The 13,178-nt window shown below is 40.6% G+C and carries 14 protein-coding genes; 10 read left to right on the top strand and 4 right to left on the bottom strand.

The window, feature by feature from the left end; all coding sequences use genetic code 11:
• Nucleotides 1-5: 5 nt before the first annotated feature.
• The 4 genes from recF to dnaA all read right to left on the bottom strand — a co-directional run bounded on the left by recF (nucleotide 6) and on the right by dnaA (nucleotide 4,256).
• Nucleotides 6-1,121, bottom strand: a complete 1,116-nt coding sequence (gene recF, locus A3KS_RS0110615; protein ID WP_026394909.1) for a DNA replication/repair protein RecF — start codon at nucleotides 1,119-1,121, stop codon at nucleotides 6-8.
• Nucleotides 1,103-1,342 carry an RNA-binding S4 domain-containing protein gene (locus A3KS_RS0110620; protein ID WP_026394910.1) on the bottom strand — a complete coding sequence of 80 codons (240 nt, stop codon included), beginning with the start codon at nucleotides 1,340-1,342 and terminating at the stop codon, nucleotides 1,103-1,105. Before A3KS_RS0110620 ends, recF begins: the two co-directional genes overlap by 19 nt.
• A 249-nt stretch (nucleotides 1,343-1,591) precedes the next feature.
• Nucleotides 1,592-2,704 carry a DNA polymerase III subunit beta gene (gene dnaN / locus A3KS_RS0110625; RefSeq protein ID WP_026394911.1) on the bottom strand — a complete coding sequence of 371 codons (1,113 nt, stop codon included), beginning with the start codon at nucleotides 2,702-2,704 and terminating at the stop codon, nucleotides 1,592-1,594.
• Nucleotides 2,705-2,900: 196 nt separating this feature from the next.
• Complete coding sequence (gene dnaA / locus A3KS_RS0110630; RefSeq protein ID WP_026394912.1) at nucleotides 2,901-4,256, bottom strand: chromosomal replication initiator protein DnaA; 1,356 nt, start codon at nucleotides 4,254-4,256, stop codon at nucleotides 2,901-2,903.
• A 463-nt stretch (nucleotides 4,257-4,719) separates the two neighbouring features.
• Between dnaA and rpmH the strand changes: the two genes are divergently transcribed.
• The 10 genes from rpmH to A3KS_RS0110675 all read left to right on the top strand — a co-directional run bounded on the left by rpmH (nucleotide 4,720) and on the right by A3KS_RS0110675 (nucleotide 13,170).
• Nucleotides 4,720-4,854, top strand: a complete 135-nt coding sequence (gene rpmH / locus A3KS_RS23165; RefSeq protein ID WP_084504966.1) for a 50S ribosomal protein L34 — start codon at nucleotides 4,720-4,722, stop codon at nucleotides 4,852-4,854.
• Between the two features lie 64 nt (nucleotides 4,855-4,918).
• On the top strand, nucleotides 4,919-5,257 hold the full coding sequence (gene rnpA, locus A3KS_RS0110635) for a ribonuclease P protein component (RefSeq protein ID WP_026394913.1): 339 nt from the start codon (nucleotides 4,919-4,921) through the stop codon (nucleotides 5,255-5,257).
• Nucleotide 5,258: 1 nt separating this feature from the next.
• Nucleotides 5,259-5,471, top strand: coding sequence for a membrane protein insertion efficiency factor YidD (yidD, locus tag A3KS_RS0110640; RefSeq protein ID WP_026394914.1), 213 nt, complete (start codon nucleotides 5,259-5,261; stop codon nucleotides 5,469-5,471).
• Between the two features lie 33 nt (nucleotides 5,472-5,504).
• Nucleotides 5,505-6,467, top strand: coding sequence for a YidC/Oxa1 family membrane protein insertase (locus A3KS_RS0110645; protein WP_026394915.1), 963 nt, complete (start codon nucleotides 5,505-5,507; stop codon nucleotides 6,465-6,467).
• Between the two features lie 30 nt (nucleotides 6,468-6,497).
• Nucleotides 6,498-7,127 carry an RNA-binding cell elongation regulator Jag/EloR gene (jag, locus tag A3KS_RS0110650; RefSeq protein ID WP_026394916.1) on the top strand — a complete coding sequence of 210 codons (630 nt, stop codon included), beginning with the start codon at nucleotides 6,498-6,500 and terminating at the stop codon, nucleotides 7,125-7,127.
• A 136-nt stretch (nucleotides 7,128-7,263) separates the two neighbouring features.
• Complete coding sequence (mnmE, locus tag A3KS_RS0110655) at nucleotides 7,264-8,643, top strand: tRNA uridine-5-carboxymethylaminomethyl(34) synthesis GTPase MnmE (protein WP_026394917.1); 1,380 nt, start codon at nucleotides 7,264-7,266, stop codon at nucleotides 8,641-8,643.
• Between the two features lie 10 nt (nucleotides 8,644-8,653).
• Nucleotides 8,654-10,555: a tRNA uridine-5-carboxymethylaminomethyl(34) synthesis enzyme MnmG gene (gene mnmG, locus A3KS_RS0110660; protein WP_026394918.1), complete on the top strand. Its 1,902-nt coding sequence runs from the start codon at nucleotides 8,654-8,656 to the stop codon at nucleotides 10,553-10,555.
• The gene (rsmG, locus tag A3KS_RS0110665; protein WP_035355987.1) at nucleotides 10,548-11,270 is read left to right on the top strand and encodes a 16S rRNA (guanine(527)-N(7))-methyltransferase RsmG; all 723 of its coding nucleotides are present in this window, start codon (nucleotides 10,548-10,550) and stop codon (nucleotides 11,268-11,270) included. The genes mnmG and rsmG overlap by 8 nt, the downstream gene beginning before the upstream one ends.
• 236 nt (nucleotides 11,271-11,506) lie before the next feature.
• Nucleotides 11,507-12,271, top strand: a complete 765-nt coding sequence (locus tag A3KS_RS0110670) for a ParA family protein (protein WP_026394920.1) — start codon at nucleotides 11,507-11,509, stop codon at nucleotides 12,269-12,271.
• Nucleotides 12,272-12,273: 2 nt separating this feature from the next.
• Nucleotides 12,274-13,170, top strand: a complete 897-nt coding sequence (locus A3KS_RS0110675) for a ParB/RepB/Spo0J family partition protein (protein WP_026394921.1) — start codon at nucleotides 12,274-12,276, stop codon at nucleotides 13,168-13,170.
• Nucleotides 13,171-13,178 lie beyond the last annotated feature (8 nt).

Consider the following 13,178-nt stretch of genomic DNA (forward strand, 5'->3'; position numbering starts at 1 on the left):
AATTATTATTTATTAATGATTACCTGGGCCTTACCCTGAACAATCTCAATGATGTGTCGGTTTTCTTGTTCACCTTTGCCATCGTTTAAGATATCTTCGGTACAGGTGATAAATGCCTGGGTTTTATTTAAAAGCGAGAGAATGCTCTTGCGGCGATGTTCATCCAATTCAGAAAAGATATCGTCCAACAGGACCACCGGGTATTCTCCAGTGTTGTCATAATAGATCTCTATTTGGGACAATTTAAGGGAAATGGCGGCAGAACGCTGTTGACCCTGGGATCCATAGCGCCTGGCATCCTTTCCGTTAATTTGAATGATCATGTCGTCCACATGGGGTCCATAAATCGTGGAACCCCGTGAAATTTCTTCCTCCCGGCTGGATTCTAAACGTTTTTTATATAAATTTTTTATTTCTGACAGTTCTTCCAAGGAATCGATAATATTATTCAGATAGGATAATGAAAGAGTTTCTTTGCCAAGACTGAGTATTTGATGCAGATTATTTGCTTCCCGGTTAAGTCGATGGAGATAGCGAATCCGGTGATTCATTAACCGAACCCCGGTTTGAATAAGCTGATCATCCCAAACATCCAGGGTCGTGATCAGGCTGGGTTCATAATGAATACTCTTTAACAGCGAATTTCTCTGATTCAATATTTTTTCATAATCTCTTAGAATATAGTGGTACTCTGGACGGAAGCCGGATATTTCCTGATTAAGAAACCGTCGTCTTTTATCAGGCCCTTCTTTGACAATTTTCAAATCATCCGGTTCAAAGAGGATGGTATTGAAAATCCCATTGATCTTATCTCTTTTTTTCACCTTGCCATCCAGTAAAAATTGGCGTTTTCCCTGATGACTTTTGGCTGAGAGGGTATGTTTGACCCCTTCGCTGACAACCCGGGCATTCATAAAAAAATCATCATGATCCCATTGGGCAAGTTCTGCCACATTTGAAGCACGATGACTGTAACCTCGGGATAAAAAAAACATAGCTTCAATAAGATTTGTTTTTCCCTGGGCATTTTCGCCCATGATAATATTGATTCCTCTATGAGGTGTGATGCATTCATTTTCATAATTGCGATAATGAATGAGTTTTAATTCTTCGATAAACATGGTTTCCCGATCCCTTTTACTTGCAGGGTATCATAATCTTCAATTTCTACCAGATCACCATCTCTTATTTTTTTATTTCGCTGGGTACACAACTCCCCGTTGACCCGAATCAGGCCGTCTAAAATCATCAATTTGACATCGCTGCCATTACCGACAATACCGGCATATTTAATCAGCTGATCAATTTTTATGAACTCTGTGTTAATTTCAATTATTTGCATATTTTTCCCCACGCATTATATTTTTGGCAAAAATGAAAGAGCATTACACGAATCCCCTTTATTTATGCCAAAATTGATTAAATTTTTATATGTTTATCTGCGAATCAAACTATTATAACATAAAAATAAAAAATAGTCTAAAATTTCAACGAATCATTTGCATAATTCTGATCTTTTAAACTACTTTTAATGCTATTTTAAAATCACTGTTTTCTTTACTATTTTAAATCATTATTTTAGATTGCGTATTTAATTTTCTTCAGCAATCCGAACCGGTAGAATTAAATAGATAAAATCATTACCTTCGATAGGAAGCAAAACCCCCGGACCAACTGAGGTAGTCATATCAATCATCAATTCTTCTCCTTCAATCACCCGCAGAGCTTCAATCAGAAATTTGGAATTGAAGGCTATTTTTAAAGACTCGCCGCGGTTTTCAATCGGAATTACTTCAAAAACATCGCCAATTTCGGCATTGGAGGTTAAAATCAGCTGATCCTGATTAAAATCCATTTTAATCAGGTTATTTTTGCCTTCCCGGGCCAGCAGTGCGGCCCGTTCGCTGCTTTCCAGCAGCAGCCGGCGGTTGACTTTAACCTGGGTGGCCTTTTCACCGGGAATGATCTGTTTGTAATTGATAAAGTCCCCTTCCAATAGCCTTGAAGTGAACTGGGTATTATCCATTTCAAAAAAGATCTGATTTTTGGAAAATTTAACCACCACATCACCACTGTAACTGGCCAGTACCTTATTGATTTCAGATAAGGATTTTGACGGAATAATAACACTGAGGTCTTCCGCTACCGGATTTTTTATTTTTCCGGATCTGAGGGCTAACCGGTACCCGTCAAGGGCAATCAAATTGATGTTATCTTCATGAAGCTCTATTTTAACACCAGTCAAAACCGGAATATTTTCATTGATGGCCACTGAAAACAAGGTACCTTTAATCAGTTCTTTCAAAACAGCAGCATCAATAGTAAAAATATGATCGTCAATGACTTCCGGGAAATCCGGGAATTCTTCATCGGATAATCCTTTTAAGGTGAAATTAGATAACAGACATTCTATTTTTATTTGATGATGCTCATCACTTTCAAAGAAAATATCAGAACCGGACATTTTACGAATCAATTCACTAATGATCGAAGCCGTTAAAACAATTTCGCCAACCCTTTCCACTTCAGCCGGAATTGTAACTTCCACGCCGATTTCCAGATCGGTACTTCTTAATAATAATTTATTATCAGAGGCACTAAAAAGAATACCTTCCAATATTTTCATAGTTGTTTTTGATGAAACTGCTTTTTGAGCAATCGATAACGCCGCCATTAAACTTTCTTTTGAACAATTGAATTTCATAAATAATCGCTCCTTTTTGAATTTGAAAACCCCTTTTATATATAAATATATAGATTAAAATAATAGTAATAGTAGTAGGGGGTGTTGATACTGTTAATAACTCTGCAAATGAGTTGACAGTACAAAAAAACCGGAAAAAAACCGGGGGATAAATTGTGGATAACTGCTGCATTGCACCGACAGAGATTGTGGGTTGTTAATTACCGTTGATTTCCCGTTCAATCCGTAGAATTAAGTTTTTAAAATCAGTATTGGTATCCATTTCTTCAGCTATTTTCTGACAGGCATGGATTACCGTGGAATGATCCCGGCCCCCGAATTCTTCGCCAATCCGTGGCAGCGACAGATCGGTAATTTCGCGGGTAATATACATCGCCACCTGACGGGGCAGAGAAATGGAACGGGTTCTTTTTTTGGAATTCATATCTTCCACCGTAATATTGAAATATTTGGCGGTGACTTCCTTAATATATTCGCCAGTGATGACAATATCTTCTTTTTTTCTAAAGATATCTTTCAGGGCATTTTTGGCTGAGTCCAGATTGATCGGCACCTTATGTAATTTTGAATAAGCAAAGACGGTCGTTAAAGCGCCTTCGAGCTCCCGGATATTGGAATGGATACTGTCAGCGATAAAACTCAGGACCTCGTTGGGGATCTCATCGCTGAAGGATTCGGCTTTTTTTCGGATAATAGCGATCCGGGTTTCAAAATTAGGGGCATAAATATCAGTAATTAGACCACTTTCAAAACGGGAACGGAGCCGTTCTTCTAGGGTTGGTATTTCTTTGGGCGGACGGTCACTACTGATAACGATCTGTTTATTTTCCTGGTGCAGGGTATTAAAGGTATGGAAAAATTCTTCCTGAGTTCCTTCTTTTTTTGCTAAAAACTGGATATCATCAATTAACAAGATATCGGCGCTACGGTATTTATTACGAAACGAAATGTTGGTTTTGTTCTGAATCGCATCGATAAAGTCGTTGGTAAACTTTTCACAGGATACATAAACCACCTTCTTATGGGGTGCATAGGATAAAATGTAATGACCGATGGCCTGCATCAGATGGGTTTTTCCCAAACCAACGCCACCATAGATAAAGAGTGGATTATAACGTTCTGATGGTGCTTCGGAAACGGCTACACAGGCAGCATGGGCGAAACGGTTGTTTTCGCCGATAACAAAACTATCAAAGGTATACTTGGGATTCATCGAGTTATTCTGATAATTTGATATTTTATCCTCTACATTGGTGATCGAGATCTGCGGTGAAGCGTCATTTTGGGGGATCATCGCATCTTCTTCTTTTAAAACGATTTTCACCTGGCCGGTTTTTCCGGTAACCTCAGCCAGGGCATTGGTGATTAAAGGAATATGTCGACTTTCCAGGATGCCTTTTTCGAATTCATTTTCTGATAGGAAATAATAGGTGTTATTGACGTAGTTTATGGGCTTTATTTTTAAGAACCAGGTGTTAAAACTGGTTGGACTAATATCCGGTTTGATAATTTCAAGTGCGGCATCCCATATTTTTTTAAAGGAAGTGTCCATTAAATGAACCTCCAATTTCTAATAAATTTAAGTCGTGTCATTGTGGATAAAATTTTAACTTATGCACAGAGAATCTATTTTAATGTGAATAGCCAAATAAATCAAGCAAATTATAAGAATAATTGTTGATAACTTAAAAAAGTTTTACCAACAAAAAAAGATGAAAATAAACGGAAAGTTGAAAAATATCGACAAGTTATCCCCAATTAATCCACAGAATCCCGAAATTTGTGGATTAATTGGACAATTTCAGAGAACTTATCCACATTTCGGTTGATAAACCTAGTATAACAAATTGTGGGGAGGCATTCAATATAATTAAAATAAACATAAAGCTTGCGAAAACGCCCCAGATTTGATAATATGACTTGACATAAAATAAGCGAGATTATATAATTCTAGGGTAAAAGTCTTATTTGCTTATAAACAAATGAATATAAAGTATTAGTCAGGGGGTGTCGAAGTGAAAAGAACTTATCAACCAAAAGTTAGACAACGTAAAAAAGAACATGGTTTCCGAAAAAGAATGTTTACCAAAAGCGGTCGACTTATTTTGAAGAAGAGAAGACAAAAAGGAAGAGAAAAATTATCAGCATAATCCTTTGTAGACCGTTTTTCAAAAGCGGTCTTTTGTTTAATAAAAATTAAGGAGAATTCCTTTGGTGAAAATAAAGTCCCTGAGTAAGGAAAATGAATTTAAACGTGTTTTTAAAGCTGGGGATGTGTTCGGAAACAAAGTCTTTGTGATCTATTATATTAAGAACGAAGCGAATACTAATCGTTTGGGAATAATAGTCAGTAAAAAAGTTTCTAAAAAAGCTGTTATTAGAAATAAGGTAAAAAGACGAATAAAAGAGGCATATCGTCTTAATGAAGATTCTTTTTCAAACGGTTATGATATTATTCTAATTGCTAAGGAATCCATTAAAGAAGTGCCATATAGTAGTTTGGAAAAATCGTTAAAACATTTGTTTTATAAGAAGAATCTCATGAGGCCATAGGATGTTCAAGAAATTCCTAGTTTTAATTGTCAGAGGATATCAGAAATTTATTTCGCCTCTGTTAGGAAATAATTGTCGTTTCAGTCCCACTTGTTCAGAGTATTTTATTTTGGCCGTTGAAAAATACGGTGTCATAAAGGGAAGCTATTTGGGTGGAAAACGCATTCTTAGATGCCATCCTTTTAATCCCGGGGGATATGATCCCCTTCCTTAGAACGTTAGGGAGAAGAACTTAAGGAGTTAATGAATGGAGTTTTTATACCAGATCTTTGGTTGGATGCTATTCCAGATTTATGAAATTGTTCATAATTATGGATTATCAATCATCATTTTTACAATATTTATGAAGGTGTTATTACTGCCTCTTAATATTAAACAAACCAAATCCATGAAGGATATGCAACGCCTTCAGCCAGAATTACAGAAGCTTAACAAAAAGTACAAGAATAATAAAGAAAAATTAAATGAAGAAACCTTAAAACTCTACAAAACTTTTAAGGTTAACCCAGCAGGCGGCTGTTTACCGCTATTATTACAGTTTCCAATCTTAATTGGTCTCTATCAGACCTTGTTGCATCCAGAAACCTGGGTGTTTGTCAATGGAACCATCAGCGGAATTGACATGTCCTTTTTATGGATGGAAAGTTTAAGTGTCCCGGATCCGATTTATGTATTACCGATCTTAGCGGCACTATTTACCTTTATCACACAAAAATTTACGATGGCAGCACAACCGGTTACCAATCCGGATGATCCCAATGCTAAAACGCAGAAAATCATGCTTTATGCCATGCCGATTATGATTGGATATATTTCCATTTCGATGCCGGCCGGGGTCGCGCTTTACTGGGTCGTTCAGAACATCTTTACCTTTGTGCAGCAATTTATCATGTTGCGAATTCCGGAACCGGATATTTCTATCGAAGAAGCTGAACGTCGGGTTCAAGAAGCTGAAGAAGAACGAAAAGCTGAATTGGCAGCCAAACGGGCTGCAGCCAATCCCAATGCCCCTAAAGGCAGTAAGAAGGATCATAGTGATGAGCCGAAAAAGCCATTAACACGGCCGGCTTCAAATAAAAAAATACAAAGTTCAAAATCCTATCAGCCAGCGGAGCAACAGCGAAAAAAACCATCAGTTGAAATTCCCGAGCGCGATGCAGCTCAGGAAGAAGCCTATCAAAAAGCCAAGGAACGTTATGATAACAAGTAAAATGATGACTGAAAGCTAAGGAGAGGGAAAATGAATAAGACAGTAACGGGTACTGGTAAAACCGTAGAAGATGCTATTAACCATGGTTTGCAACAGCTTGGTGTGACGAAAGAACAAGTTGAAACAAACGTATTGCAAGTACCGGACAGTGGGTTAATGAAGATTTTTGGAAAAAAAGAAGCCATTGTTGAGGTATCACTGATAAATAATCCTGAACAGCGGGCCCTTGATTTTTTAAATGATGTCCTCGATGCCATGAAAATCAGCTGTAAAATCCATACCCGTCTCGAGGATAAAGTATTATTCATTGATCTGGAAGGTAAGGATATGGGCGTCTTAATTGGTCGCCGTGGTCAAACCCTTGATTCTCTCCAATATTTAGTCAGTTTAGTTATCAACCGACAACATGAAGAATACGTTCGGGTTATTCTGGACACCGAAAACTACCGGGCTAAGCGGGAAAAGACGTTAGAAGATCTGGGCGAAAAAATGGCCAATAAAGCGGTTTATTATCAGAAGAAAATGCTGCTAGAACCCATGAATCCTTCGGAACGGCGTGTCATCCATGCAAAACTTCAGAATCACGACAAGGTTTTTACCTTTAGTGAAGGGGAAGAGCCTTATCGCCGGGTTGTTATCCAATTAAAAGATAAAAACTAGTAAAAAAGCAGAGCACTTTGCAAGTTAGCTTAAGAGTTAATTGTAAAGTGCTTTTTTATTGGACCATACTTGTCAACCCCAGGGTTTTAATATATTATAAGAGATTAGGAAACGATTATTGAGACAGGAGAAAAAATTGGAAGTCTTATTACAAAACGAAGATACCATTGCCGCGGTGGCCACCGGGATGGGTGGTGCCGGAATTGGCATTATCAGAATTAGTGGATCCGAGGCTGTGGCATTGGGCAATAAACTGTTTGTCAATCCCCGGGGAAAAACCCTGGCCGCGGCCAAAAGTCATGAATTGATTTACGGAAGAATTGTTGATCCAACTGAAAATAAAGATATTGATGAGGTCCTCATTTCTAAAATGATGGGTCCTCACTCTTATACAGCCGAAGATGTAGTCGAGATTAACTGTCATGGGGGAATTGTCCCGATGCGAAAGATATTAAAGCTGGTCATTCAATCCGGAGCCCGATTGGCCGAACCCGGAGAATTTACCAAACGGGCTTTTTTAAATGGACGCATGGATCTGACTCAGGCCGAAGCCGTTATCGATATTATTAATGCCAAAACCGAAAAGAGTCTGGAGTATTCGGTGGCTCAACTGGAAGGGCGACTGTCCCAGAAACTGGAAGAACTGGATGAGATCCTGGTGGGGATTTTGTCCCATATGGAAGTGAATATTGATTATCCCGAATATGATATTGAAGAAATCTCCTATGATTTTGTCAATAGCCAGATCCTGGGACTATTAAGTCGAATCAAAGAAATCCTGGTGGTGGCAGAAACCGGTAAAATTTACCGGGAGGGTATTACCACAGCGATTCTGGGTGAGCCGAATGTGGGGAAATCATCGTTATTAAATACCTTATTAATGGAAAACAAAGCGATTGTTACCGATATTCCTGGAACAACCCGAGATACCATCGAAGAGTATCTTAATATCGAAGGGATTCCTTTTAAAATTATCGATACCGCCGGGATTAGAGAAACCGATAATCTGGTCGAAAAAATAGGCGTTGAAAAATCAAAGGCTCTTTTAAATCAAACCAATCTGGTCATCTTTATGCGCGATATCTCAAAGGAAATGTCCGCCGGGGAAAAGGAACTGATTGAGTTGCTAAAAAACCGCAAAACCATTTATATAGCCAATAAGACCGATGCTATCAGTGGCATGGATATTGCGATACCAGAGCCCTGGATTCCGATGTCGCTGCTGGAAGATCAGGGGATCGAAACGTTGCGACAGAAAATGCTGGAAATGGTTTTTGCAGGAACGGTCAATCAGGATGCGGACTACCTGATCACCAATACCCGGCATATTCAATTACTGGAAACAACCCAAAACAGTCTAAAAAATGCGATTAACACCATGGCCAGCCAAATGCCTCTGGAACTTGTCAGCATTGACGTCATGGAAGCCCTGGAAGCGCTAAGGGGGATCACCGGCAAGGCCGTTGGAATGGATATTATTGATCAGATTTTTAAAAATTTTTGCATTGGAAAGTAGAGGAAAGCGAATGACATACCCAGGAGGAGACTACGACATTATCGTCATCGGCGCCGGCCATGCCGGTTCCGAAGCGGCATTGGCCAGTGCCCGAATTGGACTAAAAACCCTGTTATTAACCATCAATCTGGATTCGGTGGCGATGATGCCCTGCAACCCATCGATTGGTGGCACCGGAAAAGGACATCTGGTTAGAGAAATTGATGCTCTTGGCGGTGAAATGGGAAAGAACATAGATGCAACGATGATTCAATGTAAGATGTTAAATACCGCCAAAGGTCCGGCGGTTCATTCATTGCGAGCCCAAGCTGATAAAAAAGCCTACCAGTTTCGGATGAAAGAAGTGATTGAGAACCAGGTGAACCTTCTCTTAAAACAACAGGAAGCTACCGAAATTATTGTCGAAGATGGAAAGATCACCGGTGTGATGGTTAATACCGGCGCGGTTTATAACTGTCAAGCCGCAATCATTTGCAGTGGCACCTATTTAAAGGGACGCATTATTATCGGCGATGTTCAATACGATGGTGGACCAAACGGCTTATTTCCAGCCATGTATTTATCCGACAGTCTGGAAAAAAATGGCATTGCGCTACAGCGTTTTAAAACCGGAACGCCAGCCCGGGTGGATGCCAAAACCCTGGATTATTCCAAAATGATTATCCAGGAAGGTGACGAACATATCGTGCCCTTTTCCTTTGAAACCGATCAGATTGATATTGACCAGGTGCCCTGCTACCTGACCTATACCAATCCGGAAACCCATGATATTATCAATGCCAACATTGAGCGATCACCGCTATACACCGGAGAAGTAGTGGGGATCGGCCCCCGTTACTGCCCTTCGATTGAGACCAAGGTGATGCGCTTTCATGATAAGGACCGACATCAGATTTTTATGGAACCGGAAGGATTAAATACCAATGAAATCTACGTCCAGGGGATGTCCTCCTGTTTGCCGGAGGATGTTCAGATTGCCTTATACCGAACGGTGCCGGGAATGGAAAAGGTGGAGTTTATGCGTTCGGCCTATGCCATTGAGTATGACTGCATCCATCCCACCCGACTAAAAGCCTCTCTGGAATCCAAAGAAGTGGCGGGTCTATTTTTTGCCGGACAGATCAACGGTACTTCCGGTTACGAAGAAGCGGGAGCTCAGGGGCTGATTGCCGGCATCAATGCGTCCCTCTATTTACGGGGTGAACAACCAGTGGTTATTGATCGGTCAGAAGGTTACATAGGGGTACTTATCGATGATATTATCACTAAGGGGATCGACGAACCATATCGGATGATGACTTCCCGGGCTGAATATCGTTTATTGTTGCGACAGGACAACGCCGATTTGCGGCTAACTGAGATTGGATATCGGGTGGGGCTGATCAGCGAGAACCGTTATCAGAAGTTCATGGCGAAAAAGGAACAGATTAAACAGGAGATTACTCGTCTTAATCAGGTCATTGTCAAACCGAACCCGGAGAATAATGAAGTGCTAAAATCTTTGGGCAGTTCAGAGATCCAGCATGGATTGTCAATTGGTGAACTGATCAGACGGCCGGAAGTTAAATATCAGCAAACCGAAGTCTTCGATCCGGAACGACCACTCCTGCACTGGAGTGTGGTGGAACAGGTTGAAGTTCAGATCAAGTATGAAGGCTATATTAAAAAGCAGTTGCAACAGGTGGAGCAATTTAAAAAGCTTGAACACAAACTGATCCCCCCGGAACTTGATTATGCTAAAATCGGCGGGCTACGGATTGAAGCGGCCGAAAAACTTCAGGAAATAAAGCCATTATCGATGGGGCAGGCGTCGCGAATTTCTGGCGTCTCGCCGGCGGATATTTCAGTTTTGTTAATAGCCCTGGAACAGCGCAGAAGAAGTTCAGATAAGGATGGATCAAATCATGAATAATCGGATCGAAAAGTTAATTGACCTCGGTAATCAGGTAGAAATAACTATTAATGAAAAGCAGGCCGAAAAGTTGATCGCTTATATGGACCGGCTGCTGGAAAAAAACCAGTATATCAATCTGACGCGGATTACTGAGAAAGATGAGTTTATTAAGCTCCATTTACTGGATTCCCTGACCCTGCTTAAACTGATTAAAAATTCTCAGGCAAGTATTTTAGATGTCGGAACCGGGGGTGGTTTTCCGGGTATTCCACTAGCAATCATGCTGGAAGATGCGCAGATTACCCTGATGGATTCGACTAAAAAGAAACTGAATGTGGTCCAGTCCATTGCCGCGGAGTTAGGGATTAGCAACGTTCAAATCCTCCATGGCAGAGCCGAAGAATTAGGGCAGAACAGCGCTTATCGGGAAAAATATGAAGTTGTCACGTCCCGGGCGGTGGCAAACCTAACCCTTCTTTCAGAATATTGTTTGCCACTAACAAAGGTTGGCGGTCAATTTTTATCGATGAAAGGTCGAGACTATCAGGACGAGCTGGCAGCAGCTAGAAAACCGATCGCCGTTTTAGGTGGGAAAATAGTTGAAATCGAAAAGGGTTTATTACTGCAAAGTGATTATGTTCATGTTATAATGAATGTGGAAAAAATAAAACCAACCCCTGATCTTTTTCCGCGCATCAACGGCAAGATTAAAAAGGAAGCATTTCCAGTTTAGAGCTAAAAATAGCAAGCAGAAATAAAGGGTTTTATGATACTATTTGACCTGGTTTTTAAGAGATGTTTCACGTGAAACATCTCTTAAAAATGAAAATCGGCAGACAGTCAATCATACGACATGTTTCACGTGAAACATGTCGTCGATAAAAATCAACACGATCAGAACTAAAAAGACTGGTTGTTTATGGTAACGTCCCAAGCAGCAAAAGAGTGATTAAATTTAAGGAGTAGAATATGGCGAAAATCGTGGCAGTATTTAATCAAAAAGGTGGAGTTGGAAAAACAACCACAAATATTAACTTAACCACTGCCCTCAGTTTGGAAGGATACCGGATCCTGGTCATTGACATCGACCCCCAGGGGAATACCAGCAGTGGATTCGGAATTGAGAAGAATAATCTGGAAAAAAGCGTCTACAATGGGATCATCCACGGCGATGATCTTAAAGAGATCATTCTGACGACTTCCTATGATAATCTTCATATTCTGCCATCCCATCCAGATCTGGCCGGAGCAGAGATTGAACTGACAAATATGCCACAGCGAGAGTTGCGCCTTAAAAACAGTATCGAAAATGTCAAACCATTCTATGACTATATCTTTATTGACTGCCCGCCATCATTAGGTTTATTGACGATTAATGCCCTGGCCATGACCAATACGGTGTTGATCCCGATCCAATGCGAGTTTTATGCCTTGGAGGGGGTGAGCCAACTGATGAATACGATCAGTCTGGTCAAACAGGGGTTGAATCCGCAACTGGAAATAGAGGGCGTATTGATGACCATGTTTGATAGCCGGACCAACTTATCCAACCAGGTTGTCGATGAAGTGGTCGATTACTTTAAAGATAAGGTTTATGAAACGATGATTCCCAGAAATGTTCGGTTGGCTGAAGCACCCAGTTATGGGCAGACAATTTTTGAATATGCCAACACATCAAAAGGATCAAAAGCATATCTGGCACTGGCCAAAGAGTTTATACAGAGACAGGAGTAGTTATGGGAAAAAACACAGGTTTAGGAAAAGGTCTGAGAGCGTTATTTCCCGACGAAGCGGTGGTTACCTCACAAGAAGATGAAGTGCTGGAGGTTGACCTTGAAAAACTTGTTTTTTATGTAAAAACAAATAACGTTCGACCAAACCCGAAGCAACCCCGAAAAACATTTGACCGGAATAAGTTGGAAGAACTGGGCGCATCGATCAAGGAACACGGCATCGTTCAGCCACTGGTGGTCAAACCGGAAACAAAGGGTTATACCATTATTGCCGGCGAAAGGCGTTGGCGGGCAGCAAACATGATCGGCCTCAAAGAGGTTCCGGTTATTGTCAAAGATCTGCCTCCGGAGGAAGTTCTGGAGATCGCTATAATTGAAAATGTGCAGCGGGAAAACTTGAACAGCATTGAAGAAGCGATGGCCTTTGAGGCCTTGATGGAGAATTTCAACCTCACTCAAGGCGAAATTGGTATTCGAATCGGAAAAAGCCGAACCGCTATTGCCAATACGCTCAGGCTGCTGAAATTACCGAAAACAATTCAGGAACAATTGGCACAGGGACAGATTACCTCGGGCCATGCCCGGGCCATTCTGATTCTGGAAGACCCGGAAAAAATGGAAGCCTTTGCCAATGAGATCATTGAAAAAGGGATGAGTGTCAGGGAAGCAGAAAATCGCATCAAAAAAATGCAAACTGAAGGCCTGGCGAAACCGTTGCAAAAGAAAAAAGAAGACAACAGTGGTTATATCATCGAAATTGAGGATGCGCTGGAGAAGAAATTTGAAACCAAAGTGCATTTAAGTAGCCGTGGTAAAAAAGGAAAAATTGAGTTTGTCTATTCGTCACTGGAAGAATTGGATCGTCTGCTCGAACAATTGGGATATGAAAAAACAAACTAGCTCAGTCA

The sequence above is a fragment of the Acetobacterium malicum subsp. dehalogenans DSM 11527 genome (genome assembly GCF_000472665.1).
GTDB classification, from domain to species: domain Bacteria; phylum Bacillota; class Clostridia; order Eubacteriales; family Eubacteriaceae; genus Acetobacterium; species Acetobacterium malicum.

What these genes read in the sequence shown, in the direction of transcription:
- recF (WP_026394909.1), bottom strand. Translation starts at nt 1,121, where the DNA reads ATGTTTATCGAAGAATTAAAACTCATTCATTATCGCAATTATGAAAAT.
- A3KS_RS0110620 (WP_026394910.1), bottom strand. Translation starts at nt 1,342, where the DNA reads ATGCAAATAATTGAAATTAACACAGAGTTCATAAAAATTGATCAGCTG.
- dnaN (WP_026394911.1), bottom strand. Translation starts at nt 2,704, where the DNA reads ATGAAATTCAATTGTTCAAAAGAAAGTTTAATGGCGGCGTTATCGATT.
- dnaA (WP_026394912.1), bottom strand. Translation starts at nt 4,256, where the DNA reads ATGGACACTTCCTTTAAAAAAATATGGGATGCCGCACTTGAAATTATC.
- yidD (WP_026394914.1), top strand. Translation starts at nt 5,259, where the DNA reads ATGTTCAAGAAATTCCTAGTTTTAATTGTCAGAGGATATCAGAAATTT.
- A3KS_RS0110645 (WP_026394915.1), top strand. Translation starts at nt 5,505, where the DNA reads ATGGAGTTTTTATACCAGATCTTTGGTTGGATGCTATTCCAGATTTAT.
- jag (WP_026394916.1), top strand. Translation starts at nt 6,498, where the DNA reads ATGAATAAGACAGTAACGGGTACTGGTAAAACCGTAGAAGATGCTATT.
- mnmG (WP_026394918.1), top strand. Translation starts at nt 8,654, where the DNA reads ATGACATACCCAGGAGGAGACTACGACATTATCGTCATCGGCGCCGGC.
- rsmG (WP_035355987.1), top strand. Translation starts at nt 10,548, where the DNA reads ATGAATAATCGGATCGAAAAGTTAATTGACCTCGGTAATCAGGTAGAA.
- A3KS_RS0110670 (WP_026394920.1), top strand. Translation starts at nt 11,507, where the DNA reads ATGGCGAAAATCGTGGCAGTATTTAATCAAAAAGGTGGAGTTGGAAAA.
- A3KS_RS0110675 (WP_026394921.1), top strand. Translation starts at nt 12,274, where the DNA reads ATGGGAAAAAACACAGGTTTAGGAAAAGGTCTGAGAGCGTTATTTCCC.